18 protein-coding genes, 1 tRNA gene and 1 pseudogene are annotated in these 25,458 nt (G+C 65.9%); 13 read left to right on the plus strand and 7 right to left on the minus strand.

What is annotated here, in order from left to right:
• Nucleotides 1–428: 428 nt before the first annotated feature.
• Complete coding sequence (locus BG90_RS23085; RefSeq protein ID WP_025990340.1) at nt 429–1,178, minus strand: LOG family protein; 750 nt, start codon at nt 1,176–1,178, stop codon at nt 429–431.
• 1 nt (nt 1,179) lies between these two features.
• Here BG90_RS23085 and polA point away from each other — a divergent pair, with 1 nt between their 5' ends.
• Complete coding sequence (gene polA, locus BG90_RS23090; RefSeq protein WP_010120091.1) at nt 1,180–3,951, plus strand: DNA polymerase I; 2,772 nt, start codon at nt 1,180–1,182, stop codon at nt 3,949–3,951.
• 305 nt (nt 3,952–4,256) lie between these two features.
• Entirely contained in the window at nt 4,257–5,639 is a 1,383-nt protein-coding gene (locus BG90_RS23095) for an NAD(P)/FAD-dependent oxidoreductase (protein WP_010110116.1), read from the plus strand.
• Nucleotides 5,640–5,852: 213 nt separating this feature from the next.
• Here the strand turns inward: BG90_RS23095 and BG90_RS23100 are convergent, their stop codons facing one another.
• On the minus strand, nt 5,853–7,649 hold the full coding sequence (locus tag BG90_RS23100; protein ID WP_010110113.1) for a TadG family pilus assembly protein: 1,797 nt from the start codon (nt 7,647–7,649) through the stop codon (nt 5,853–5,855).
• Between the two features lie 773 nt (nt 7,650–8,422).
• Between BG90_RS23100 and BG90_RS23105 the strand changes: the two genes are divergently transcribed.
• Nucleotides 8,423–9,298: a dienelactone hydrolase family protein gene (locus BG90_RS23105; protein ID WP_010110111.1), complete on the plus strand. Its 876-nt coding sequence runs from the start codon at nt 8,423–8,425 to the stop codon at nt 9,296–9,298.
• 49 nt (nt 9,299–9,347) lie between these two features.
• On the opposite strand, the gene BG90_RS23110 is transcribed toward BG90_RS23105, so the two are convergent.
• Nucleotides 9,348–10,217 carry a sulfurtransferase gene (locus BG90_RS23110; protein ID WP_010110110.1) on the minus strand — a complete coding sequence of 290 codons (870 nt, stop codon included), beginning with the start codon at nt 10,215–10,217 and terminating at the stop codon, nt 9,348–9,350.
• A 150-nt stretch (nt 10,218–10,367) separates the two neighbouring features.
• Nucleotides 10,368–11,474, minus strand: a complete 1,107-nt coding sequence (locus BG90_RS23115) for an aromatic ring-hydroxylating oxygenase subunit alpha (protein WP_010120086.1) — start codon at nt 11,472–11,474, stop codon at nt 10,368–10,370.
• Nucleotides 11,475–11,743: 269 nt separating this feature from the next.
• Between BG90_RS23115 and BG90_RS23120 the strand changes: the two genes are divergently transcribed.
• The 4 genes from BG90_RS23120 to folE2 all read left to right on the plus strand — a co-directional run bounded on the left by BG90_RS23120 (nt 11,744) and on the right by folE2 (nt 15,846).
• Entirely contained in the window at nt 11,744–12,037 is a 294-nt protein-coding gene (locus BG90_RS23120; protein ID WP_010120084.1) for an exodeoxyribonuclease VII small subunit, read from the plus strand.
• Complete coding sequence (locus tag BG90_RS23125) at nt 12,034–12,918, plus strand: polyprenyl synthetase family protein (protein WP_010120082.1); 885 nt, start codon at nt 12,034–12,036, stop codon at nt 12,916–12,918. The genes BG90_RS23120 and BG90_RS23125 overlap by 4 nt, the downstream gene beginning before the upstream one ends.
• An 84-nt stretch (nt 12,919–13,002) precedes the next feature.
• Nucleotides 13,003–14,907, plus strand: a complete 1,905-nt coding sequence (gene dxs / locus BG90_RS23130; RefSeq protein WP_010110106.1) for a 1-deoxy-D-xylulose-5-phosphate synthase — start codon at nt 13,003–13,005, stop codon at nt 14,905–14,907.
• A 129-nt stretch (nt 14,908–15,036) separates the two neighbouring features.
• The gene (folE2, locus tag BG90_RS23135; protein ID WP_010110105.1) at nt 15,037–15,846 is read left to right on the plus strand and encodes a GTP cyclohydrolase FolE2; all 810 of its coding nucleotides are present in this window, start codon (nt 15,037–15,039) and stop codon (nt 15,844–15,846) included.
• Between the two features lie 325 nt (nt 15,847–16,171).
• Here folE2 and tsaD read toward each other — a convergent pair whose 3' ends face one another.
• A complete protein-coding gene (gene tsaD / locus BG90_RS23140; RefSeq protein ID WP_010110103.1) occupies nt 16,172–17,212 on the minus strand; it encodes a tRNA (adenosine(37)-N6)-threonylcarbamoyltransferase complex transferase subunit TsaD in 1,041 nt (346 codons plus the stop codon).
• Between the two features lie 121 nt (nt 17,213–17,333).
• Here tsaD and BG90_RS23145 point away from each other — a divergent pair, with 121 nt between their 5' ends.
• The 4 genes from BG90_RS23145 to dnaG all read left to right on the plus strand — a co-directional run bounded on the left by BG90_RS23145 (nt 17,334) and on the right by dnaG (nt 21,443).
• Nucleotides 17,334–18,566 (plus strand): BaiN/RdsA family NAD(P)/FAD-dependent oxidoreductase, encoded by a 1,233-nt coding sequence (locus BG90_RS23145; protein WP_257791828.1) that lies wholly within the window; start codon nt 17,334–17,336, stop codon nt 18,564–18,566.
• A gap of 76 nt (nt 18,567–18,642) precedes the next feature.
• Nucleotides 18,643–18,855, plus strand: coding sequence for a 30S ribosomal protein S21 (rpsU, locus tag BG90_RS23150; RefSeq protein ID WP_004190342.1), 213 nt, complete (start codon nt 18,643–18,645; stop codon nt 18,853–18,855).
• Between the two features lie 167 nt (nt 18,856–19,022).
• The gene (locus BG90_RS23155) at nt 19,023–19,469 is read left to right on the plus strand and encodes a GatB/YqeY domain-containing protein (protein ID WP_010110060.1); all 447 of its coding nucleotides are present in this window, start codon (nt 19,023–19,025) and stop codon (nt 19,467–19,469) included.
• Between the two features lie 96 nt (nt 19,470–19,565).
• A complete protein-coding gene (gene dnaG / locus BG90_RS23160; protein ID WP_010120079.1) occupies nt 19,566–21,443 on the plus strand; it encodes a DNA primase in 1,878 nt (625 codons plus the stop codon).
• A 62-nt stretch (nt 21,444–21,505) separates the two neighbouring features.
• Here the strand turns inward: dnaG and BG90_RS37485 are convergent, their stop codons facing one another.
• Nucleotides 21,506–21,748 (minus strand): hypothetical protein, encoded by a 243-nt coding sequence (locus BG90_RS37485; protein WP_010120076.1) that lies wholly within the window; start codon nt 21,746–21,748, stop codon nt 21,506–21,508.
• A gap of 142 nt (nt 21,749–21,890) precedes the next feature.
• Here BG90_RS37485 and rpoD point away from each other — a divergent pair, with 142 nt between their 5' ends.
• A complete protein-coding gene (rpoD, locus tag BG90_RS23170; protein WP_010110053.1) occupies nt 21,891–23,936 on the plus strand; it encodes an RNA polymerase sigma factor RpoD in 2,046 nt (681 codons plus the stop codon).
• Between the two features lie 123 nt (nt 23,937–24,059).
• Nucleotides 24,060–24,135, plus strand: a tRNA-Ile gene (locus BG90_RS23175).
• 189 nt (nt 24,136–24,324) lie between these two features.
• On the opposite strand, the pseudogene BG90_RS31210 reads toward BG90_RS23175, so the two are convergent.
• Nucleotides 24,325–25,371: pseudogene (locus BG90_RS31210) on the minus strand (transposase domain-containing protein).
• Nucleotides 25,372–25,458: the final 87 nt, after the last annotated feature.

Here is a 25,458-nt window from a genome sequence, read left to right on the forward strand (position 1 = left end):
TTTCCTCACGAGTTGAGATGAGCGTCCGTTCCGACGTGTGCGAGCTTCGAGCCCCGAACCCGCCGCGTCCGTTCCGACGGACACGCTGCAGGCCGAAGTGTGGCGACGCGGCGGATTAATTGGCGTGTGGATTTGTAACGGTGCATTCGCGCACCGTTCGCGCGGCCGGAGGCGGGCGGGGCGCGGCTTGACAATCCGGTCGGCGCGCATGTCGATTCGGGACGCGTGGCGCGCCGAATTTGACATTTGCCCTGCGGCCGGTGAAATGAACGGTAACGAAGTGCGTGCCGCGCCGCACCCGAATCGCCGGTTTTCGATCGTCGCGGCGCACAAAAAAACGGGCGGGCGCCTCGTCGGCCCCGCCCGTTCCGGTGTACTCGATGTGCGCCCGCCGCGCGCGCCGCAACGGCATGCGGCGCGCGTGTCCGTCACAGGTAGAACATCCGGTCCTCTTCCGGCCGCGGCGGTTGCGCTTCCTCGGTTTCCTCGCCGTGATCCTCGTAGAACGCGAGCACCGCTTCGAGCACCTGGTCGGGATCGTCGATCACTTTCATCAGGTTCATGTCGTCCGGATTGATGAGGCCCATCGGGATCATCTGATCGCGGAACCACTGCAGCAGTCCGGTCCAGAATTCGCTGCCGACGAGCACGATCGGCACGAGGCGCGATTTCTTCGTCTGAATCAGCGTGAGCACTTCGGACAACTCGTCGAGCGTGCCGAAGCCGCCCGGCATCACGATCACCGCGTCCGAGTTCTTCACGAACGTGACCTTGCGCGTGAAGAAATGGCGGAAGCGCAGCGAGATGTCCTGGAAGTGGTTGCCGGCCTGCTCGTGCGGCAGCTCGATGTTGAGGCCGACGGACGGCGCCTTGCCGGCGTGCGCGCCCTTGTTCGCCGCTTCCATGATCCCCGGGCCGCCGCCCGAGATCACGGCGAAGCCCGCGTCGGACAGCTTGCGTGCGATCTGCACCGCGAGTTTGTAGTGCGCCGAATCGGGCTTGAGGCGCGCGGAACCATAGATGCTGACGGCAGGGCGGATCTCGGACAGGTACTCGGTCGCCTCGATAAACTCTGCCATAATCGTGAACATCTGCCACGAAGCGCGGGCCTTCTTCGCCGTCGCGCGTTCTTGATCTGCGAGCGAACGCAGACTCGGAATCACTTTTCTCTTATTCATAATGCCTGAAGAACGAAATCTGGAAGGTAAGACCCTGCTATTGGTTGACGGTTCGAGCTATCTGTATCGGGCCTACCATGCGATGCCTGATTTGCGCGGCCCTGGCGGGGAGCCGACCGGAGCGCTCTACGGAATCATCAATATGCTGCGCCGCATGCGCAAGGATGTCAGTGCAGAGTATAGCGCGTGCGTGTTCGACGCAAAGGGCAAAACCTTCCGGGACGATCTTTACGCCGAATACAAGGCGCACCGGCCGCCGATGCCGCCCGACCTCGCGCTGCAGATCGAGCCGATCCACGCGGCGGTGCGCGCGCTCGGCTGGCCGCTCCTGATGATCGAGGGCGTCGAAGCCGACGACGTGATCGGCACGCTCGCGAAGGAAGCCGAGCGGCGCGGAATGAAGGTGATCGTGTCGACGGGCGACAAGGACCTCGCGCAGCTCGTCACCGGCCATGTCACGCTGATCAACACGATGACGAACGAGGCGCTCGATCGCGACGGCGTGCTCGCGAAGTTCGGCGTGCCGCCCGAGCTGATCGTCGATTATCTGTCGCTCATCGGCGACACCGTCGACAACGTGCCGGGCGTCGAGAAATGCGGGCCGAAGACAGCCGTCAAATGGCTGTCGCAATATGGCACGCTCGACGGCGTCGTCGAGCATGCGGGCGAGATCAAGGGCGTCGTCGGCGACAACCTGCGCCGCGCGCTCGATTTCCTGCCGCTCGCGCGCAAGCTCGTGACGGTCGAGACCGCATGCGAGCTCGCGCCGCACGTCGAGTCGATCGAGTCGTCGCTCGCGACGGACGGCGAAGGCCGCGACGCGCTGCGCGACATCTTCTCGACCTACGGCTTCAAGACCTGGCTGCGCGAGCTCGACAGCGAGCCCGCTGCGAACGGCGGGGCCGCTGCGGCCGGCGCGGTTCAGGATCCGGCAGGCGGCGCGACCGCCGAGCTGCCGCTCGACGCCGCGCGCAATTACGACACCGTGCAGACGTGGGCGCAGTTCGACGCATGGCTCGCGAAGATCTCGGCCGCCGAGCTGACCGCGTTCGATACCGAGACGACGTCGCTCGATCCGATGCTCGCGCAGATCGTCGGCCTGTCGTTTTCGGTGGAGCCGGGGCATGCCGCGTACGTGCCGGTCGCGCATCGCGGGCCGGACCTGCCGGCGCAGCTGCCGCGCGACGAGGTGCTCGCGAAGCTGAAGCCGTGGCTCGAGGACGCGAGCCGGAAGAAGCTCGGCCAGCATCTGAAATACGACGCACAGGTGCTCGTGAACCATGGAATCGCGTTGAACGGCATCGAGCACGACACGCTGCTCGAGTCGTACGTGCTCGAATCGCATCGCACGCACGACATGGACAGCCTCGCGCTGCGCCATCTCGGCGTGAAGACGATCAAGTACGAGGACGTCGCGGGCAAGGGCGCGCAGCAGATCGGCTTCGACGAGGTGCCGCTCGACAAGGCGTCCGAATACGCCGCCGAGGACGCGGACATCACGCTGCAGCTGCATCACGCGTTGTATCCGCAGATCGCGCGCGAGCCGGGGCTCACGCGCGTGTATCGCGACATCGAGATGCCGGTGTCGCTCGTGCTGCGCAAGATGGAGCGCACGGGCGTCCTGATCGACAGCGATCGGCTGAGCCGGCAGAGCAGCGAGATCGCGACGCGGCTCGTCGAGCTCGAGCAAGAGGCGTACGTGCTCGCGGGCGGCGAATTCAATCTCGGCTCGCCGAAGCAGATCGGCCAGATCTTCTTCGAGCGGCTGCAACTGCCCGTCGTCAAGAAGACGCCGAGCGGCGCGCCGTCGACCGACGAAGAAGTGCTGCAGAAGCTCGCCGAAGACTATCCGCTGCCGAAGCTGCTGCTCGAGCATCGCGGCCTGTCGAAGCTGAAATCGACCTACACGGACAAGCTGCCGCGGATGGTCAATCCGAACACCGGCCGCGTGCACACGAACTACGCGCAGGCGGTTGCGGTCACGGGGCGGCTCGCGTCGAACGATCCGAACCTGCAGAACATCCCGGTGCGCACGGCCGAAGGGCGGCGCATCCGCGAGGCGTTCATCGCGGCGCCGGGCTGCAAGATCGTGTCGGCCGATTATTCGCAGATCGAACTGCGCATCATGGCGCACATCTCCGAAGACGAGTCGCTGCTGCGTGCGTTCGCGCACGGCGAGGACATTCACCGCGCGACCGCGGCCGAGGTGTTCGGCGTGACGCCGCTCGAAGTGACGTCCGACCAGCGGCGCATCGCGAAGGTGATCAACTTCGGCCTGATTTACGGGATGAGCTCGTTCGGCCTCGCGTCGAATCTCGGCATCACGCGCGACGCGGCGAAGCTCTACATCGACCGCTACTTCCTCCGCTATCCGGGCGTCGCCCGCTACATGGAGGAGACGCGCACGCGCGCGAAGGAAAAGGGCTACGTCGAAACCGTGTTCGGCCGGCGCCTATGGCTGCCCGAGATCAACGGCGGCAACGGCCCGCGCCGTCAGGCCGCCGAGCGAGCGGCGATCAACGCGCCGATGCAGGGCACCGCGGCCGATCTGATCAAGCTGTCGATGATCGCAGTCGACGACTGGCTCGAGCGCGGCGGTTTCGCCGCGCGGATGATCATGCAGGTGCACGACGAACTCGTGCTCGAGGTGCCGGAAAACGAACTGTCGGTCGTGCGCGAGAAGCTGCCCGAAATGATGTGCGGCGTCGCGAAGCTGAAGGTGCCGCTCGTCGCCGAGGTCGGCGTCGGCGAGAACTGGGAAGAGGCGCACTGACGCGTCGTCCGCGCGGCGTGCGCGTCGCGGGTATGCGCCGTGCATCAGGCACGGTGCGTACCGTTTCCATCGCATCGCCCGCCGTTTCTTTCGCGCTCGTTGCGATTTGAGCGCTTGCAGCCGTCATGCAAACTCCGGGACAATGCAGAAACCGGCATCGCCGCGCCGTGATCGCGCGGATGCGAGCGACGCCGAGGCGCTCACGCGCCTAAAGTGTCCGAACTAGTTAGGATGTCGACTGGCGGCGAACGCGGTCGCGCTTGCCGCCTTGACCGCAAGCAGTCTCGAATCGTAAGGGGAATCGGATGCATCGTTTCATCATCGTCGGCGGCGGCGCGGGCGGGCTCGAACTGGCGACCCGCCTCGGGGACCGCTATGGCGCGCGCGGCAATCGGCCCGCGCGCGCGCTCGTCACGCTCGTCGATCGTTACCCGACCCATATCTGGAAGCCCCTGCTGCACGAAGTGGCGGCGGGCAGCATGGACCCGTTCACGCAAGAGCTCGAATATGCGGCGCAGGCGCGCTGGCACGGCTTCGAGTTCCATCAGGGCGAGCTGATCGCGCTCGACCGCACGTCGCGGCGCGTGACGCTCGCGCCCGTCGCCGATAACGACGGCGCCGAGCTGCTGCCGCGGCGCGAGCTCGAATACGACACGCTCGTCATCGCGATCGGCAGCACGACGCATTACTTCGGCGTGCAGGGCGCGCAGGAGCATTCGATCGCGCTCGACACGGTCGCCGAGGCGGAGCGGTTCCGCAAGCGCCTGATCGCCGCGTGCATGCGCGCCGAGCATCAGCCTCCCGAGCTCGTCGCGCAGACGGCCTCCGCGACGGATCCGGCAGAGCTTGCAGATCCTGCAGATCCGGCGGAGCCTGCCGAGCCGCGCATCCAGGTCGCGATCGTCGGCGGCGGGGCGACGGGCGTCGAACTGTCCGCGGAGCTGCGCAACACCGCTCAGGTGCTGTCCGCGTACGGGCTGCACAAGCTCGATCCGCGACACGACGTCGGCATCGTGCTGATCGAGTCCGGGCCGCGCATCCTGCCGGCGCTGCAGGAACGCGTGTCGACGGCGACCGCCGAGCTGCTCGAGAAACTCGGCGTGCGATTGATGCTCGGCGAGCGCGTGACCGAAGTCGCACCGGGCGTCGTGCGGACCGCGAGCGGCAAGAGCGTGCGCGCGGATCTGACGGTGTGGGCGGCGGGGATCAAGGCGCCCTCGGTGCTCGCGAAGCTCGACGGCCTCGAAGTGAACAAGCTCGGCCAACTGGTCGTGCGCCGCACGCTGCAGACCGAGACCGATCCGAGCGTATTCGCGCTCGGCGACTGCGCAGGCTGCGCGTGGCCGGGCCACGACCGCAACGTGCCGCCGCGCGCGCAAGCCGCGCATCAGCAGGCGAGCTTCATGCTGCGTGCGTTCGCATGCCGGCTCGAAGGCCGGCCGCTGCCCGAATTCACCTATCGCGATTTCGGCTCGCTCGTGTCGCTCGGGCACTTCAGCGCGGTCGGCAATCTGATGGGCGGGCTGATCGGCGGCAACATGCTGATCGAAGGGCTCTTCGCCCGCTTCATGTACATGTCGCTGTATCGGCTGCACGTCGCGGCGCTGCACGGTTATCCGCGGATGGTGCTCGACACGGTCGCGCATTGGCTGCGGCGCTCGACGCTGCCGCGCGTGAAACTTCATTGACGGAGTGTCGTGCGAGCGGCGGCGTCGTGTGAACATGCTGTCGCTCGTCGCTCGTCGCCCGCGTGACGCTTGGTTGGCGCGCTTGGTTCAACAACTCGTGGCGCGGCCGAGTCACTCGCCGACGAGCCCGCCGTCACGTACCGTGATGATCGCGCGAATCGACTCGTCCGCCGCTTTTCGATTCACCCAAAGTCGCCGTCGATGGACGAATCGTCAATAGACGAGCTGCGACACGCCACAAGTCAGCGACATGTCGTGGATCGTGCTTTCGCCGACCTGCACGCCGAGCAACTGCAGCAGCGGCACGATCGCCGAGTCGAGGCCCGACAGCATCGGCGGCAGCGCGCCGCCGAGGAACGTATTGAGCGCGGTCTGGATCGGATCGAGCGGCAGGCTGATGCCGATGAGCGAGATCTGCGTCTGCTGCAGCGATGCGCCGAGGCCCGACAGCGCATTGCCGAGCACGCTGCCGACGCCATTCGAATTCGTGCTCTGATAGCCGCCCGTCGTTCCATAGAACGTGAGCGTCGGCGTGCTGCTCGCGGGCACGTCGGCCGGGAACGATGCGAGCGACTTGATCGTGACGAGGTTCGCGACGTTGACGAGCGTCGCGGGCGTCGAGCAGGTGAACGGCTGCGACGCGGACAGGTTGGCCGGCGTGTCGCCGATGCACAGGTTCGCGAGGCCCGTCTGCACGCCGATGGCCGACGTGCAGGTCGACGGCGACGACGTGCAGTTGGCCGATTCCAGCCATGCCTGCCCCGGCGCGATCTGCATCGACAGCGGAAGATTCACCTGCACCGGCACGAGCGCGCCGAGCAGACCGAGCGGCAGGTTCGCCGTGCCGAGGCCGATATTCAGATAGAGCCGCACCTGCGCCGTTCGCGCGATCGTGCGCCAGGTCTTCGTGACGGGGTCGACGCCTGCCTCGCCGATGCCGAGCACGGGCGGCTGGATGATCTGCACTTGCAGACTCGCGTTCAATCCGCCGACGTTGAGCCCGTTCGCAAGCGAGAACGCGGTTTGGCCGGTGGCGATCTCGGCGGCGACGAGAAGCGCGTCGAACGGGCTGAACGTCGCATCCAGCGCGGCCTGCGGGTCGGACAGGCCGACCGAGAAGATGCCTGTCGAATTCGCGGTGTTGCCGATCGTGAAAGTCTGACCACCCGGGATGTTCGCGCTGACGATCGTCTGCAGCGCGCCGATGCTCGTCTGCAAGTCCGTATTCGCGACCGACGTCCGCGACAGCGCGGTCAGCATCCAGCTCGCGAGCTGCGGGACGGTGGTCTGCGTATTCAGCAGCGCGTTCACGGTGCCGACATTCGCGGCCGCCATCAGATCCTTGATCCTGATCCGCGAATTCGCGAGGCCCTGATACGACAGCACCGACAGATTCAGATTCGCGCCGAGCAGCCCGTTGAGGAGCGCGTTCACGACGCCGCCTTGCAATTGCGCGAGCGTCGTGCCGATCGAATACGCGCCGACGTTGGTCGCCTGCGCGGTGCCGGTTGCCGCGATCGTGCGCTGCGAGCCGAGGAAGTAGTACGGTACGGTTCGCGTGACCGTCACCTGAACCGCATTGAGCTGCGCGTCGCTGCCGGCTGCCGAGCCTGCGGCCGAGCCCGCGAAGAAGCTCGGCCCCGTGTTGTCCTTCACGTCCCAGCGGCCGCAGACGACCGTCATCGATTGTCCCGCCGCACTGCTGTCGAAGCCGTTGCCGAGCGCCGCCGATTGCGCGGTCGCGGCGGGTTTCACGCAGCCGTCGTCCATCGTCTGAGCGGCCGCGAGCGCGGCCATGTCGGCGATGCCTTGCAGCGCGCGGCGCTGATAGAACAGATTGCCGAGATCGACCGCGCCGAGCGCGGCGATCACGACGCCGATCGCGATTGCCGCGACGATGGCGAACGAGCCGCGCTGACGGGCGGGCGAGCGTCGCGCGCGGCGCTGCCGACTCGGCTTGCGACGGTTGGAAATATCACCGGTGGTCGGGCGGCGTGTCGGCTTGTTCATTCCAACCTCGCTGTGCTTCGTCGGCGTTGCATATTCTGAATTGCGCGATGTGCGATGTGCGGTCGATCGACATCGGTCGTTCGTTGTCGTCGACGGCGCTCCCGTTTCGCATGCATCGCGCGACTCACGCCGCGCGGGGGGGCTTTCTGTTCAGCCGCGATTGTCGGCGGGAGGCGCTGCCGGCTGCGCGCACGGCGCGCCAGCGAATCATGCGGGCAATCGCATTTATTTGGCAATCCAATGTTTTCCCGGAATACGCGTGTCGACGAGGACTTATCTCGATATGCAAGGGGAAATGAAAAGCAGGGATGGGAATCCGTAGGAATGTGAATGAAATGGGCGTGTGCGATTCGACGGCGGCCGCCGCATGAAAATGGCAATGCGTGGCGCATGCGTAGCGCGCGCGACGCGACGATCGATCGGTCGATACGCGCTCATGCGACATGCGGCGCTCGCCGGCGTGTGCATGCCGAGAACGCGACGCGCATCGTCGGCCGGCATTTCGACACAATGTTCTAGACGCGCCGGCAGCGGCGATCCGGCATCGTGCGGCGACCCGTTCGCGAAGGCCGGCCAATGCCGCCGCGATTTTTACTTCTGACAAAAGGTTGACGCCTCCCCGCATTGTTGGGCATCGTGTGCGGGTTCCGCCTCGGCGGGGCGGGCGGCGACGCTCGGCGCGGCTGCATCGCGCCAGGGCCGCCGCGGTTCGAATTCATGTCGCCGCCGCGTGTGCCGCGTGGCGGCGACAACGAGAAGAGAGGAGCGCATCCATGTTGAAACCTGAAGTCGACAGCCTAGTTCCGCACGTGCCGTTCAGCCGCCGCAAGTTCGTCAAGACGGCGCTCGGCGGCACCTTCGCCGCGGCCGTGCTGCCCGTGTCCGCCCAGACGATCACGACCGACAGCGCCGGCCTCGACGTCGACACCGTCGAGATCCGCTCGGGCGACGCGAGCGTGCCGGCCTACCGCGCGCAGCCGGACGGCAAGAGCAACCTGCCCGTGATCGTCGTGATTCACGAGGTCTTCGGCGTGCACGCCCACATCGCCGATATCTGCCGGCGCTTCGCGAAGCTCGGCTATCTGGCGATCGCGCCGGATCTGTACGCACGACAGGGCGATCCGTCGAAATATCCGTCGATCCAGGCGCTGCTCGACCAGGTGGTCAGCAAGGTGCCCGACCGCCAGGTCAGCGAGGATCTCGACGCGACGGTCGCTTGGGCGGGGAAGAACGGCGGCGACCTGTCGCGGCTCGGCGTGACGGGCTTTTGCTGGGGCGGCCGGCAGACTTGGCTGTTCGCCGAGCACAATCCGCACGTGCGTGCGGCGGTCGCGTGGTACGGCAAGGTGATCGGCGAGACGAACGAGATGACGCCGTTCAATCCGGTCGATCATGCGTCGCAACTGAAGGCGCCTGTGCTCGGCCTTTACGGCGGCAAGGACGACAGCATTCCGCAGAGCTCGCTCGCGGAGATGCGCGCGCGTCTCGCGGCGGCCGGCACGAAGGCGGCGCGCGAATCGGAGATCGTCGTGTACCCGGACGCGGGCCACGCGTTCTTCGCCGATTACCGCCCGAGCTACGTGAAGGCGGACGCCGAGGAGGGCTGGAAGCGCGCCGTCGCGTGGTTCCGGCATCATGGCGTGATGTGATGCCGGCGCGCGCCGCCGCGGGCGGGCGCCGGCGCGCGCGGGGTGTCGCTTAAGGGTTCGCGCCGGTCGCGACGGGGCGGGACGGATCCGCGCTCCATTCGCTCCACGATCCCGCATAGAGCGCCGGGTCGTGCAGGCCGGCGATCTCCATCGCGAGCGCGTTGTGGCAAGCGGTGACGCCCGAGCCGCATTGCAGGATCACCTTGTTCGAAGGTGTCGCGCCGAGCAGCGGATTGAATGCCTCGCGCAGCTCGTGGCCGCTCTTGAAGCGGCCGTCGGCAGTCAGGTTGTCCTTGAAGAAATGATTGAGCGCGCCGGGGATGTGTCCGCCGACGCGATCGATCGTCTCGTTTTCGCCGCGATAGCGGTCGGCGGCGCGCGCGTCGATCACGAGATGGTCCTTCGTCGAGAGATTCGCGAGCACCGTCCGCGCATCGACGACCGTCGCGAGCGGCGCGGCCGCGCGGAAGTCGCCCTGGATCTTCTGCGGCGTGTCCTGCGCCACCGCGTGGCCGGCTGCTTGCCACGCCTGCAGGCCGCCGTCGAGCACCGCGGCGGAATCGTGGCCGAGCCAGCGCAGCAGCCACCATAGGCGCGCCGCGTACATGCCGCCTTGCGCGTCGTACGCGACGACCTGCTGATTCTGCTTGAGCCCGTGCGCCTTCAGCGTGTCGACGAGCGCATCGCGCGCGGGCAGCGGGTGGCGGCCGTTCGTGCCGGTCTTCGCGCCCGACAGGTCGCGGTCGAGATGCAGATAGTGCGCGCCGGGAATGTGGCCGGCTGCGTACGCTTGTTCGCCCAAGTCGGTATCGGCGAGATCGAAGCGGCAATCGAAGACGAGCACGCTGCCCGGCGCGGCCGCAAGACGTTCGGCGAGATTGTCGGCCGAGATGAGCGTGGTGTAATGAGTGTGTGGCATGACGACTCCCTGGGAGAAACGGGCCGGATGCTCTAAGTCTAAACAAAAAAAGACGGGCCGCAGCCCGTCTTTTCCGTGCCGATCCGGCGCAAGGCCGTCAGCGGACAAGGTTTCGGCGAATGTCGGATGAAGCGTCGCGCGGGACTCCGCTCAGATCGCGCCGAGCTGGCGGCGCAGGAACTCGTGGAAGTGCTGCATGCCGTCTTCCATCGGGCTCTGATACGGGCCGACCTGCGATTCGCCGCGCTCCATCAGCGCGCGGCGGCCGGCGTCCATGCGCAGCGCGATCTCGTCGTCCTCGATCGCGGTTTCCATGTACGCGGCGCGTTCCGCCTCGACGAACTCGCGCTCGAACAGCGCGATTTCCTCAGGGTAATAGAACTCGACGATGTTCGTCGTCTTCTGCGGGCCGCGCGGAATCAGCCACGACACGACGAGCACGTGCGGATACCACTCGATCATGAGGCCCGGATAGTAGACCATCCAGATCGCGCCGAACTCGGGCGGCACGCCGTCGCGATAGCGGAGAACCTGATCGTGCCACTTCTGGTACGTCGGGCTGCCCGGCTTCGCGAGCGCGTTGTGCACGCCGACCGTCTGCACGCTGTACCAGTCGCCGAACTCCCACTTCAGGTCGTCGCACGACACGAAGCTGCCGAGACCCGGATGGAACGGCACGACGTGGTAGTCCTCGAGGTAGACCTCGATGAAGGTCTTCCAGTTGTAATTGCACTCGTGAATCTCGACGTGATCGAACATGTAGTCCGAGAAATCGAAATGGTGCTTCGTGCCGAGCTGTGCGAGATCGTGCGCGACGTCGCGGCCCTCGGCCTCGAACAGCAGGCCTTGCCAGTTCTGCAACGGCGTCGCGTGCAGGTTCAGGCAGGGCTTGTCCGGAAAATGCGGTGCGCCGAGCAGTTGGCCGTCGAGATCGTAGGTCCAGCGATGCAGCGGGCAGACGATGTTCTGCGTGTGCCCGCTGCCGTTCAGCATGATCGCCTGGCGATGGCGGCACACGTTCGAGAGCAGCTCGATCCGCGAAGTCTGGTTGCGCACCAGCACGCGGCCTTCGTTCTCGGAAGGCAGCGCAAAATAGTCCCCCGCTTCGGGCACCATCAATTCGTGCCCGATGTAGCGAGGTCCCTTCTTGAAAAGTGTTTCGATTTCGCGCGCGAGGAGCGCCTCATCGAAATAAGCGGTGACCGGAAGCTGGCTGTGTGCCGACTTCAGTTGCAATGCGTCGCTCAGATTGGACATTCCCACTCCCGGTGAAAGCGTGAAAGCAGTGAACAACCCAACCATCGAAAAATCGATTTAGGGGAACCGGCGATTATACCCGGATCGACTTTCTTGGGGTGGGATAAGTGACTGATTTGTGTCAAATTTCTCCCGGGATTGGGGCGGGTTTCGTGCGATTTGCACACGCGGCGCGCGGCGCTCGAGCCCCATGAAGCCAAGTCGGCAGGTCGGAAAATTCTCTTTTGCCGTAGAATGTCCGACTTGTTTTGAATTTTGACACCCCGTCCATGGCGAAAACCGCAACCCCAGGCGCGTCCGCGTCCGACCCCGGTTCCGGGCCGCTGCCGGAAAATTACGAGACGGCGCTCGCGGAACTGGAGGCGCTCGTCGCCCGAATGGAAGGCGGCGCGCTGAGCCTCGAGGATTCGCTTGCGGCGTATCGCCGCGGCGCGGCGCTCGTTGCATTTTGCCAACAGCAATTGGAAAAAGCGGAGCAGCAGGTGCGCGTGCTCGATGGCGCCGCGCTCAAGCCGCTTTCCGCCGGAACGGCCGCCGCGGACGGCGGAGACGACGATCTATGACATTCGACCAATGGATGCGCTCGGTGCTCGAGCGTGTCGAGACGGCCCTCGGCCATTATTTGCCGGCTGAAACTGTAGCGCCCGCGCAACTGCACGAAGCGATGCGCTATGCGGCGCTCGGGGGGGGGAAACGGGTGCGTCCGCTGCTGTGCCATGCGGCGGGCGAGCTCACGGGCGCATCGGAAGCGGCGCTGAACGCTGCCGCGGCGGCGCTCGAAATGATTCACGTGTACTCGCTCGTGCATGATGATATGCCGTGCATGGACGACGACGCGCTGCGTCGCGGCAAGCCGACTGTCCACGTCGAGTATGACGAGGCCACCGCGCTTCTCGTCGGCGACGCGCTGCAGTCGCAGGCTTTCGTCGCGCTGACGGATGCCGCCGCGCTGCCGCTCGACCGGCAGCCCGCGCTCGTGCGCGAGCTCGCGCTCGCGAGCGGCTCGATCGGCATGGCGGGCGGTCAGGCGATCGATCTCGCGAGCGTCGGCCACGCGCTGTCGCGCGACGCGCTCGAGACGATGCACCGGATGAAGACGGGCGCGCTCCTGCGCGCGTCGGTGCGGATGGGCGCGCTCGCGGGCGAGACGCCGTCCGAAGACGCGATGCGCGCACTCGACGCATACGCGGCCGCCGTCGGCCTCGCGTTCCAGGTGGTGGACGACATTCTCGACGTCACCACCGATTCCGCGACGCTCGGCAAGACGGCCGGCAAGGACGCGGCGAACGACAAGCCGACCTACGTGTCGATCATCGGCCTCGACGCGTCGCGCGCGCTCGCCGCGCAACTGCGCGCCGATGCGCGCGCTGCGCTCGAACCGTTCGGCGCGCGCGCACGGCGCCTGGCCGAACTGGCGGACCTGGTGGTGAACCGGGTCAGCTGACGCGAAAGCCCGCCGCCGCGCCCATGCTATGGGTGGTGCGTGTAAGAAGTGCGGGCGCGTTTGTTTTCCTACAATGGAACGACGATGTACGACTTGCTGAAAACCATCGACGACCCGGCGGATCTGCGCCGTCTCGATCGTCGCCAACTGCAGCCGCTCGCCGACGAGCTGCGCGCGTTCGTCCTCGACAGCGTGTCGAAGACGGGCGGCCATCTGTCGTCCAATCTCGGCACGGTCGAGCTGACGATTGCGCTGCACTACGTGTTCGACACGCCGGACGACCGGATCGTGTGGGACGTCGGTCACCAGACCTATCCGCACAAGATCCTGACGGGCCGCCGCGACGAGATGAAGACGCTGCGCCAGCTGGACGGCATCTCCGGCTTCCCGCGCCGCTCGGAGTCCGAATACGACACGTTCGGCACCGCGCATTCGAGCACGTCGATCTCGGCCGCGCTCGGGATGGCGATCGGCAGCAAGCTGAAGGGCGACGACCGCTTCTCGATCGCGGTGATCGGCGACGGCGCGATGACGGCCGGCATGGCGTTCGAAGCGATGAACAACGCGGGCGTGTCCGAGGATGCGAAGCTCCTCGTGATCCTGAACGACAACGACATGTCGATCTCGCCGCCCGTCGGCGCGCTGAATCGCCATCTCGCCCGCCTGATGTCGGGCCGTTTCTACGCGGCCGCGCGCGCGGGCGTCGAGCGCGTGCTGAGCGTCGCGCCGCCCATGCTCGAGCTCGCGCGCAAGCTCGAGGAGCATGCGAAGGGCATGGTCGTGCCCGCGACGCTGTTCGAGGAGTTCGGCTTCAACTACATCGGGCCGATCGACGGCCACGATCTCGATTCGCTGATCCCGACGCTGCAGAACATCAAGGAGCTGCGCGGGCCGCAGTTCCTGCACGTCGTGACGAAGAAGGGCCAGGGCTACAAGCTCGCCGAGGCCGATCCGGTGCTGTACCACGGCCCGGGCAAGTTCAATCCGGCCGAAGGCATCAAGCCGTCGACGACGCCCGCGAAGAAGACCTACACGCAGGTGTTCGGCGAGTGGCTGTGCGATGCGGCCGAGCTCGATTCGCGCGTGGTCGGCATCACGCCGGCGATGCGCGAAGGTTCGGGCATGGTCGAGTTCGAGAAGCGCTTCCCGGAGCGCTATTACGACGTCGGCATCGCCGAGCAGCACGCGGTGACGTTCGCGGGCGGCCTCGCGACCGAAGGGCTCAAGCCCGTCGTCGCGATCTACTCGACGTTCCTGCAGCGCGCCTATGATCAGCTGATTCACGACGTTGCGCTGCAGAACCTGCCTGTCGTGTTCGCAATCGACCGCGCGGGTCTCGTCGGCGCGGACGGCGCGACGCACGCGGGCGCGTACGACCTCTCGTTCCTGCGCTGCATCCCGAACATGACCGTGATGGCCGCGTCGGACGAGAACGAGTGCCGCCAGATGCTGCACACTGCGCTGCAGCAGCCGAACCCGACCGCGGTCCGTTATCCGCGCGGCGCGGGCACGGGCGTTGCGACCGTCAAGGCCTTCACCGAGATTCCGCTCGGCAAGGGCGAAGTGCGTCGCCGCACGTCGCAGCCGGAGGGCAAGCGCGTCGCGATTCTCGCGTTCGGCACGATGGTTGCGCCGTCGCTCGCGGCGGCCGAAGCACTCGACGCGACCGTCGCGAACATGCGCTTCGTGAAGCCGATCGATGCCGAGCTCGTGCAGGAGCTCGCGCAAACGCACGATTACCTCGTCACCGTCGAGGAAGGCTGCGTGATGGGCGGCGCGGGCTCCGCATGCGTCGAGGCGATGATGGAAAGCGGCGTGATCCGTCCGGTGCTGCAGCTCGGCTTGCCGGACCGCTTCATCGATCACGGCGATCCGGCGAAGCTGCTGTCGATGTGCGGTCTCGACGGCGACGGCATCGCGAAGTCGATTCGCGAACGCTTCCTGAGCCACGCGACGAGCGTCGCGAGTCCGGCGAAGCGCGTCGCGTAAGCCGCCGCGCGGCGGGCGCACGGCGGCTTTCCCCCGAATGCATGGGCCTGCGGGCCCATGTTGCATTTCCGGCAGGTCATGCGGCATATGGCGATGTCGTGCCGCGTGACCCTATATGGATCGAACAAGATGAACCTGATGAATCCCGAATTCGTGATGCCCGACGTGCAGAGCACGATCGACACCCGGCAGATGCCGATCCAGCGCGTCGGTGTGCGGGCCGTCCGGCATCCGTTGACCGTGCGCACCGCCGAAGGCGAGACGCAGGCCACGGTCGGCACCTGGAATCTCGACGTGCATCTGCCGGCCGATCAGAAGGGCACGCACATGTCGCGCTTCGTCGCGCTGCTCGAGGAAAGCGACGGGCCGCTGACGATCGACGCGTTCCGCGCGATGCTGGCGACGATGCTCGAGAAGCTCGAAGCGCAGGCGGGACGCATCGAGGTGTCGTTTCCATACTTCGTGAACAAGACGGCACCCGTGTCGGGCGTGCGCAGCCTCCTCGACTACGAAGTGACGCTGACGGGCGACGTGCGCGGCGGCGCCGCGCGCGTGTTCGCGAAGGTGCTCGTGCCGGTGACGAGCCTCTGCCCGTGCTCGAAGAAGATCTCGCAATACGGCGCGCACAACCAGCGCTCGCATGTGACGATCGACGCGGAGCTCGCGGCCGACGTGCCGGTCGAGGATCTGATCCGGATTGCGGAGGAAGAGGCGTCGTGCGAGCTGTGGGGGCTGCTCAAGCGCCCCGACGAGAAGTTCGTCACGGAGCGCGCATACGAGAATCCGAAGTTCGTCGAGGACCTGGTGCGCGACGTCGCGCGACGGCTCGACGCCGACGCGCGGATCGTCGCGTACGTGCTCGAGGCGGAGAACTTCGAGTCGATCCACAATCACAGCGCGTATGCGCTGATCGAGCGCGACAAGCGGCGAGCCGAGTAAGCGTCGCGCGGCGGTTGCCGCCGTATGCGGAAAGGGGCCGTTCGACGTGAACGGCCCCTTGCGTTTTGGGTGACGGCAAGCGAATGACTGCGGTCCGGGAGCGGTTGTTGCGCGGCGACTGTGCGCGGCGTCGATCGTAGTCGGTGCGTGTGCCGAGCGGGCGCGGCGCGGGGCGTTGGCGGTATCGGTCGAGATCCGCACGCGCGGGTACGAGCCTTGTTGCCCGGGCCTCGTCGTCGGAAGGCTGACCGCGATGCGGCGCGGCGCGGTCATCTCCGCCGCGGCGATGTTTCTTCGGATGCGTCTTCGAAAGGCGCGCTGCGCTTCAGCGCGCGAGCGACGCCAGATCCCAGCGCGGCTTCACGGTGAACGCGTAGTCGCGGCTCGCCTGCGACGGCCAGCGCGCGAGCCGCAGCGCGCCCGCGAGCGCGATCATCGCGCCGTTGTCGGTGCAGAGCGCGAGGTCGGGGTAGTGGACGTCGAAGCCGCGCTTCGCGGCCGCGGCCGACAGCGCCTCGCGCAGTTGCCGGTTCGCGCCGACACCGCCCGCGACGACGAGCCGCTTGAGCCGCGTCTTCTTCAGCGCGGCGAGCGATTTCGCGACGAGCACGTCGACGGCCGCGTCGACGAAGCCGCGCGCAAGGTCGGCCTTCGCGCGCTCGAACCCGGCGCCGCTTGCGTGCGCCGCTTCGAGCTTCTTCATCTGCGTGAGCACCGCGGTCTTCAGCCCGCTGAAGCTGAAGTCGAGATCGCCCGAATGGAGCATCGGCCGCGGCAGCACGATCGCGCCCGGCGTGCCGGTTTCGGCGAGCTTCGACACTTCCGGTCCGCCCGGGTAGCCGAGGCCGAGCAGCTTCGCGGTCTTGTCGAACGCTTCGCCCGCCGCGTCGTCGAGCGTTTCGCCGAGCGTCTCGTAGACGCCGACGTCGGTGACGCGCATCAGCTGCGTATGGCCGCCCGACACGAGCAGCGCGACGAACGGGAACGGCGGCGGCTCGGCGACGAGGAGCGGCGACAGCAGGTGCCCTTCGAGATGATGGATGCCGATCGTCGGCTTGTCCCACGCGAACGCGAGCGCGTTCGCGATGCTTGCGCCGACGAGCAGCGCGCCCGCGAGGCCCGGACCTTGCGTGAACGCGATTGCATCGATGTCCTCGCGGCGCGCGCCGCTCGCGGAGAGCACCTCCTCGAGCAGCGGCAGCGCGCGGCGGATGTGGTCGCGCGACGCGAGCTCGGGAACGACGCCGCCGTATTCGCGGTGCATCGCGATCTGCGAGTGGAGCGCGTGCGCGAGGAGGCCGCGCTCGGTGTCGTAGAGCGCGAGGCCGGTTTCGTCGCAGGAGCTTTCGATGCCGAGAACGAGCATGGTGGTGTGCGGCGGCCGCGTCGTGGCGCGCGCGGCCGGAAATCAACGTAACAGAAAAGTATAACAGCGCGGCGGCTTCGCCCGTCGGCGCGCGGTCGACGCGGCGCGCGACGCAGGTACAATCCGCGCCATGGAAAATTTCGACATCGCAGTGATCGGCGCGGGCGCGGCCGGCATGATGACGGCCGCGGTGGCCGGTCAGCTCGGCCGGCGCGTCGTGCTGCTCGATCACTCGCCGCGGCTCGCGGAGAAGATCCGCATCTCGGGCGGCGGGCGCTGCAACTTCACGAATCTGTACGCGGGGCCGGACAACTACCTGTCGTCGAATCCGCATTTCTGCCGCTCGGCGCTCGCGCGCTACACGCCGCGCGATTTCCTCGGGCTCCTGAAGAACTACCGGGTCACGTGGCACGAGAAGCACAAGGGGCAGCTCTTCTGCGACCATTCGAGCGACGCGGTCATCGACGTGCTGAAGAGCGAATGTGACGCGGGCGGCGTCGCGTGGCGGCGGCCGGTGTCGGTCGACACGGTGCGGCACGTGCACGCGGACGGCTTCGCGCTCGACACGAGCGCGGGCGCGATCGGCGCGCGGGCGCTCGTCGTCGCGACGGGCGGGCTGTCGATTCCGAAGATCGGCGCGACCGATTTTGCCTACCGCATCGCGAAACAGTTCGGCCACAAGCTCGTCGACACGCGGCCGGCGCTCGTGCCGCTGACCTTCGCGGCCGATGCGTGGGCGCCGTTCGCGGCGTTGTCGGGCGTGTCGCTCGAGGCGCGGGTGTCGACCGGCGCGAAGAAGGTCGGCGGTGAGTTCGTCGAAGATATCCTGCTCACCCATCGAGGACTGTCCGGGCCCGGAATCCTGCAGATTTCGAGCTATTGGCGCTCGGGAGAGCCGATCCACGTCGATCTCGTGCCGCAGCTCGACGCGGCGGACGAGTTGGTCCGCGCGAAGGCGGGCTCGCGACGTCAGATCGGGACGCTGCTCGCCGATTGGGTGCCCGCGCGGCTCGCGCACGCGTGGCTCGAGGCGGAGCGGGTGCATGCGGACGCGCGCCTCGCCGACCTGCCGGACAAGACGCTGCGCCGGATCGGCGAAACGCTGTCGCGCTGGACGCTCATGCCGAACGGCACCGAGGGTTACCGGAAGGCCGAGGTGACGAAGGGCGGGGTCGACACGCGCGAGCTGTCGTCGGCGACGATGATGAGCGAGCGCGTGCCTGGCCTCTTCTTCGTCGGCGAGGCGGTCGACGTGACGGGCTGGCTCGGCGGCTACAATTTCCAATGGGCGTGGGCTTCGGGCGTCGCGGCCGGGCGCGCGGCCGCCGACTGCACGCGCCGCTTGACGGGTTAGTGCGTTTGTGCAAAGCGTCTGCTATACTCGAAAACCTTTCTCCGCAATACCTTTACTTTTTTTTACGTGACGGGTCATGACGATCATCCGCGTTAAGGAAAACGAGCCTTTCGAAGTTGCGATGCGCCGCTTCAAGCGCACGATCGAAAAGAACGGTCTGCTGACCGAGTTGCGCGCGCGAGAGTTCTACGAGAAGCCGACTGCGGAGCGCAAGCGCAAGAAGGCCGCTGCGGTGAAGCGCCACTACAAGCGCATCCGCAGCCAGATGCTGCCGAAGAAGCTCTACTGAGCATTGCCCGCGCCGCGTGGTTCGCTAGGCGGCGCACCGATGGGATTCGCCGAGCGCGGCCCGTCGATGCCGAATTCGAGCAAACCCGCTTGAGAAACCGTCTCAAGCGGGTTTTTGTGTTGACGCCGTTGGGCGGTGTCGCATGGAATTTTCATACCGGATATACGATGAGTCTCAGAGACCAGATCAGTGAAGACATGAAGGCCGCGATGCGCGCGAAGGAAAGCGAGCGGCTGGCGACGATCCGCCTGCTGCTGGCCGCGATCAAGCAGCGCGAGGTCGACGAGCGCGTGACGCTCGACGACGCGGGCGTCATCGCGGTCGTCGACAAGATGATCAAGCAGCGCAAGGATTCGATCAGCCAGTTCGAAGCCGCGGGCCGCACCGACCTCGTCGACAAGGAGCAGGCGGAAGTCGCGGTCCTGACCGCGTACATGCCCGCGCAGCTGTCGGAAGCCGAGGTGGCGGCCGAAGTGCGGGCGGCCGTCGCGCAGACGGGCGCAGCGGGCCCGCAGGACATGGGCAAGGTGATGGGCGTGCTGAAGGGCAAGCTCGCCGGCAAGGCCGACATGACAGCCGTGTCCGCGCTCGTCAAGGCGGCGCTCTCGAAGTAACCCCGGCCGGCGCGACGCGCGCCCGCCCGTCAAGCGGCCCGCGGCGGCCGCGGCGGCGGCGCGTGTCGGCCGGCACGTCTTCCGATCGATCCAACGGTGATTCCGCATTCGTTCCTGCAGGATTTGCTGAACCGCGTCGACATCGTCGACGTGGTCGGCCGGTACGTGCAGCTCAAGAAGGGCGGCGCCAACTTCATGGGGCTGTGCCCGTTCCACAACGAGAAGAGCCCTTCGTTCACGGTCAGTCCGACGAAGCAGTTCTACCATTGCTTCGGTTGCGGCGCGCACGGCACCGCGATCGGCTTCCTGATGGAGCACGCGGGGCTCACGTTTCCCGAGGCGGTACAGGAGCTCGCGCAATCGGCCGGGCTCACGGTGCCGCACGAGCCGTCACCGATGCGCGGCGGCGGTGGAAGCCCGGGCGACGGCTATGCGCCGCTCGCCGCGTCGAAAGCGGTCACGACCGCGCTGTCGGACGTGATGCAGACCGCTTGCGACTATTACCGCAAGCAGTTGCGCGGCGCGCCGAACGCGATCCAGTATCTGAAACGGCGCGGCCTGACGGGCGAGATCGCACTGCGCTTCGGGCTCGGCTACGCGCCGGACGGCTGGCAGAACCTCGAGGCGGCGTTCGACGACTACCGCCACGATTCGCTCGTCGACGCGGGCCTCGTGATCGTCAGCGAGAAGACCGATGCGAACGGCGTGGCGCGCCGCTACGACCGGTTCCGCGAGCGGATCATGTTCCCGATCCGCAACGTGAAGGGGCAGGTGATCGGCTTCGGCGGCCGGGTGCTGGACGGCGGCGAGCCCAAGTATTTGAATTCGCCCGAGACCCCCTTGTTTAACAAGGGCAGCGAGCTATACGGGTTGTTCGAGGCGCGGCTCGCGATCCGCGATCACAAGTACGCGCTCGTCGTCGAAGGGTATATGGACGTCGTCGCGCTCGCGCAGCTCGGCTTTCCGAACGCGGTGGCGACGCTCGGCACCGCGTGCACGCCGATTCACGTGCAGAAGCTGCTGCGGCAGACGGACACGGTCGTCTTCAGCTTCGACGGCGACTCGGCCGGCCGGCGCGCCGCGCGGCGCGCGCTCGAGGCATGCCTGCCGCACGCGGCGGACAACCGGACGATCCGCTTCCTGTTCCTGCCGCCGGAGCACGATCCGGACAGCTACGTGCGGGAATTCGGGACGGATGCGTTCTCGGAGCAGGTGAAGCGGGCGATGCCGCTGTCGCAGTTCCTGCTGAACGAGGCGACGGCGGGCAAGGAGCTCGACCAGCCGGAGGGGCGCGCGAAGGCGCTGTTCGACGCGAAGCCGATGCTGCAGGCGCTGCCGGCGAACGCGTTGCGCGCGCAGATCATGCACATGTTCGCCGAACGGCTGCAGATTCCGTTCGACGAAGTCGCGGCGCTCGTCGAAGTGGACGCGCGGATCGCCGCGCCGGCCCGTCAGGCGCCCGCGCGCAGCGAGCGGCGGCGCGTGACGGACAACGAGAAGCGCGCGCTGCGCAATTTGGTGATGCATCCGCGGATCGCGGCGACGCTCGACGACGAGAGCCTCGCGACGCTGCGGGCGCTGCCGAGAAACGGGGAACTGTTCGACGAGGTGATCGGCCATGCGCGCGCGCTCGGCGACGGGGCGGAATTCCGGCTTTTGTCGGATGTGCTACGCAATTCGGCTAACGCGCCCACGTACGACGAAATTTTCCGGGAAATTCTGGTCTATGATGAAAATGTCCGCGACTTGATGCAGCAGAATCCGGAAAGCGACGTGGCGCAGGAGGGGCTGCGCGAGCAGGAACGGATCGCAGGCGAGGAGCTTCAGGCAGCGGTGCTCAAGATGCGCTACGACGCGTGCCGCGACAGGCTCAACAGCCTTTCGAAGCGGTCGGCGCCCTCTTCCGGGGAATTGGCGGAAATCAAGGACTTGCATCAGAACCTGGCAGACATGAAGCGGAGGCTCGGGCTGTGAACCGGCCGGGGAAGGGGCTGCCTCAACGTGCTATAATATAAGGTTTTCAGCGGTTTGTTTTTCTAAGCAGAGGCGAGAATCGCAATGGCAAAGACTACCGGCGGGAAAAAAGCGGCGGGCAAGGCGACGGAATCGACCGTGAAGGTCGCGACGGCCAAATCTGCAGCTTCTTCCGCAAAGACGTCTTCGGCCCGCGCGGCGCACCCTGCGAGGAAGAGGGCCGCGGCCGGCACCGCCAAGGCTGCGCCGGCGCCGACGGCCAGCGCATCACGGGTCGTCGTGAGGTCCGAAGCGAAGACGGCCAAGCCGGCTTTGAAGCGGGCGAGTGCGAAAAGCGCAAGGGGAGCGGCTGCCGCGCCGGACGAAACGGCAGCTACTCGAGCATCCACGGTTCAACCGGCTGTAGTCCAGCAGCCGCGAGTCGATTTAGCCGGTACGGCGAACTCCATGACGAAAAAGCTGAACGAAGTATCCGTCGATGACGACGCAAACCAGAGCGACGAACAGCAGCCTACCGCTGCGTCGGGCAAGGGCGAAAAGGCCAAGGCGCGCGATCGCCGCGCCAAGGAAAAGGCGCTGCTGAAGGAAGCGTTCGCGACGAGCACGCCCGGCACGGCCGAGGAGCTCGAAGAGCGTCGTACGAAGCTGCGCGCGCTGATCAAGCTCGGCAAGGAGCGCGGCTTCCTCACGTATGCCGAAATCAACGACCATCTGCCGGACAACTTCACGGAAACGGAAGCGCTCGAAGGCATCATCGGCACGTTCAACGACATGGGCGTCGCGGTGTACGAGCAGGCGCCCGACGCCGAGACGCTGCTGTTGAACGACAACGCGCCCGCCGCGTCGTCCGATGACGAGGTCGAAGAGGAAGCGGAAGTCGCGCTGTCGACCGTCGATTCCGAATTCGGCCGCACGACCGACCCGGTGCGGATGTACATGCGCGAGATGGGCACGGTCGAACTGCTCACGCGTGAAGGCGAAATCGAGATCGCGAAGCGGATCGAAGACGGTCTGCGCCACATGGTGATGGCGATTTCCGCGTGCCCGACCACGATCGCCGACATCCTCGCGATGGCCGAGCGCGTCGCGAACGAGGAGAGCCGCGTCGACGAGCTCGTCGACGGCCTGATCGATCCGAACGCCGCGGACGCCGACGGCTTCTCCGAGAAGGACGCCGAGGAAATCGAGAACGAGGACGAGGAAGCCGAGGAAAACGAAGAAGAGGAAGCGGAAGACGACGACGGCGCTGCGCAGGCGTCCGCCAACGCGGCCCAGCTCGAAGCGCTGAAGCGCGCGTCGCTCGAGAAGTTCGCGTTGATCAGCGAATGGTTCGACAAGATGCGTCGCGCGTTCGAGAAGGAAGGCTACAAGTCGAAGTCATACCTGAAGGCGCAGGAGACGATCCAGAACGAGCTGATGTCGATCCGCTTCACCGCGCGTACCGTCGAGCGACTGTGCGACACGCTGCGTGCGCAGGTCGACGAAGTGCGTCAGGTCGAGCGTCAGATCCTGCACATCGTCGTCGACAAGTGCGGCATGCCGCGCTCGGAGTTCATCGCGCGCTTCCCGAGCAACGAAACCGATCTCGACTGGGCCGAGAAGATCGCGGCCGAAGGCCATTCGTACAGCGCGATCCTGTCGCGCAACATTCCGGCGATCCGCGAACAGCAGCAGCGTCTGCTCGACCTGCAGGCACGCGTCGTGCTGCCGCTCAAGGATCTGAAGGAAACCAACCGCCAGATGGCGGCGGGCGAACTGAAGGCGCGTCAGGCGAAGCGCGAGATGACCGAGGCGAACCTGCGTCTCGTGATCTCGATCGCGAAGAAGTACACGAACCGCGGCCTGCAGTTCCTCGACCTGATCCAGGAAGGCAACATCGGCCTGATGAAGGCGGTGGACAAGTTCGAATACCGTCGCGGCTACAAGTTCTCGACGTATGCGACGTGGTGGATCCGTCAGGCCATCACGCGTTCGATCGCGGACCAGGCGCGCACGATCCGGATTCCGGTTCACATGATCGAGACGATCAACAAGATGAACCGCATCTCGCGGCAGATCCTGCAGGAAACTGGCCTCGAGCCGGATCCGGCAACGCTCGCCGAGAAGATGGAGATGCCGGAAGACAAGATCCGCAAGATCATGAAGATCGCGAAGGAGCCGATCTCGATGGAAACGCCGATCGGCGACGACGACGATTCGCATCTCGGCGACTTCATCGAGGACACCAACACGGTCGCGCCGGCCGATGCCGCGCTGCATGCGAGCATGCGCGATGTCGTGAAGGACGTGCTCGATTCGCTGACGCCGCGTGAGGCGAAGGTGCTGCGGATGCGCTTCGGTATCGAGATGAGCACCGATCACACGCTCGAGGAAGTCGGCAAGCAGTTCGACGTCACGCGTGAGCGGATCCGTCAGATCGAGGCGAAGGCGCTGCGCAAGCTGCGTCATCCGAGCCGTTCGGACAAGCTGAAGTCGTTCCTTGAAGGGAACTGATCGTCCATCTCCGATCGAGCGCCGCCAGGATGCAGAAATCCGGCGGCGATTTCCTTACTTAGTTGTTACAATGCCGACCCGGCCAGCATTACCGGGTCTTTTTTTGCGTTGCGTTCGGTTTTAGGGCCTGTAGCTCAGGGGTTAGAGCAGTCGACTCATAATCGATTGGTCGTGGGTTCGAAACCCACCGGGCCCACCAAGGTTTTCGCTTCTATTTAAATATTTTATTGTGCCGTTAAGCATAAAGTGGCCACTCGGACAGGTTATGCTTTATTTTTCCAATGGGATGCATTTTGCTTTATCGGGAATCGGCGATAATGGTAAATAGTCTATTCGCGTCGTTCAGATGCGAATAGATGTAAAAAGCCGGCCTATGGCCTAATGCCGTTCAGTTCAGGATCCTTTTGAGGTGACGAACGGTATAGCGAAACGGTCTGGACTTGACGGCCCTGGCGCAACTGCGCCCGGGCCGATTTTCGTTGGGCAATTGTTTGAGCCGCTCGCGCAGGCGCGTGAGCAACGCGGGAAGTTTGCCGTATGAACGTGTCACGGCGGCCCATGCCATTTCATACTGGATGGTGTGGAGCGCGCGGATGAAGGAAGCTCAGGTCGGTGGGGGCGCACCTGGCATCAAGTGCTGCTTTGGCCATTTCCAGGCGAATCAGGTTGTAGGCAATCAGTGCGCCCCAGAGCTCCTGGTAGACGCGCACCACGGTCTGACTGCGCAGAGTCAGTTCCATGCCCAGCATCGACTGCTTCAATTCATGGTAGCTGGTCTCGATCTGCCAGCGACGTTAGTAGCAGTAGACGATGTCGGCCGCCTTGAGATCTCCCCGCGCGGATTGGACCTGGCCGGGATGATGAAATGCCGGTTCTGGCCGCCTGCAACCAGATTGCACAGCAGTTGCGCCGACAGGAACCCCTTGTCGAACACGGTAATGGGGTTCTCCGGCACGCGCGGGATAAGCTCACGCGCCCAGATCATCTCGTTGATGTCGTAAGGACCGAAGCCGGCATCGCGCACCAGACGCGTGGCGATGGCGGTGAGCGTGACTGCGTGCAGTTGGGGATAGCTGCCGATGTCCTGCCCGACCCAGTTCCGGGCCGACTCGTGAAACAGCCACGCCAATGGTGAGGCGCCAGTGCGTTGTTTCGCCTGGGCGATAGCGCTCTTACTGACGAATGACGTATCGGGTGCGGGTAGCGCCAGGTCCAGTTCATCGACGACTTCGCTGATCGACTGGTGCCGGTACAGCGCCAGCGCAATCACCAGCCACACGACCTGTTGCGCGGGGAGCCGGCGCCGACGCACGCTTGCACTACCACTGGCTTGCACCGCATGCTCGATCCATTCATATGGAAGATGCTGACCCAACCGCTCCAGTTCGAGCGGCGGATTTGATTCGACAAGCGCACGCAGATCATCGGTCGGCATGGCGATGAAAGCTAACATCGCCGCGTCCCGTTTACAACCCCTTTGCGTCGACAACAAAAATGCCGTTCAGTGGCTTAACTAAACGGC

This window comes from Burkholderia oklahomensis C6786 (genome assembly GCF_000959365.1).
Lineage (GTDB): Bacteria > Pseudomonadota > Gammaproteobacteria > Burkholderiales > Burkholderiaceae > Burkholderia > Burkholderia oklahomensis.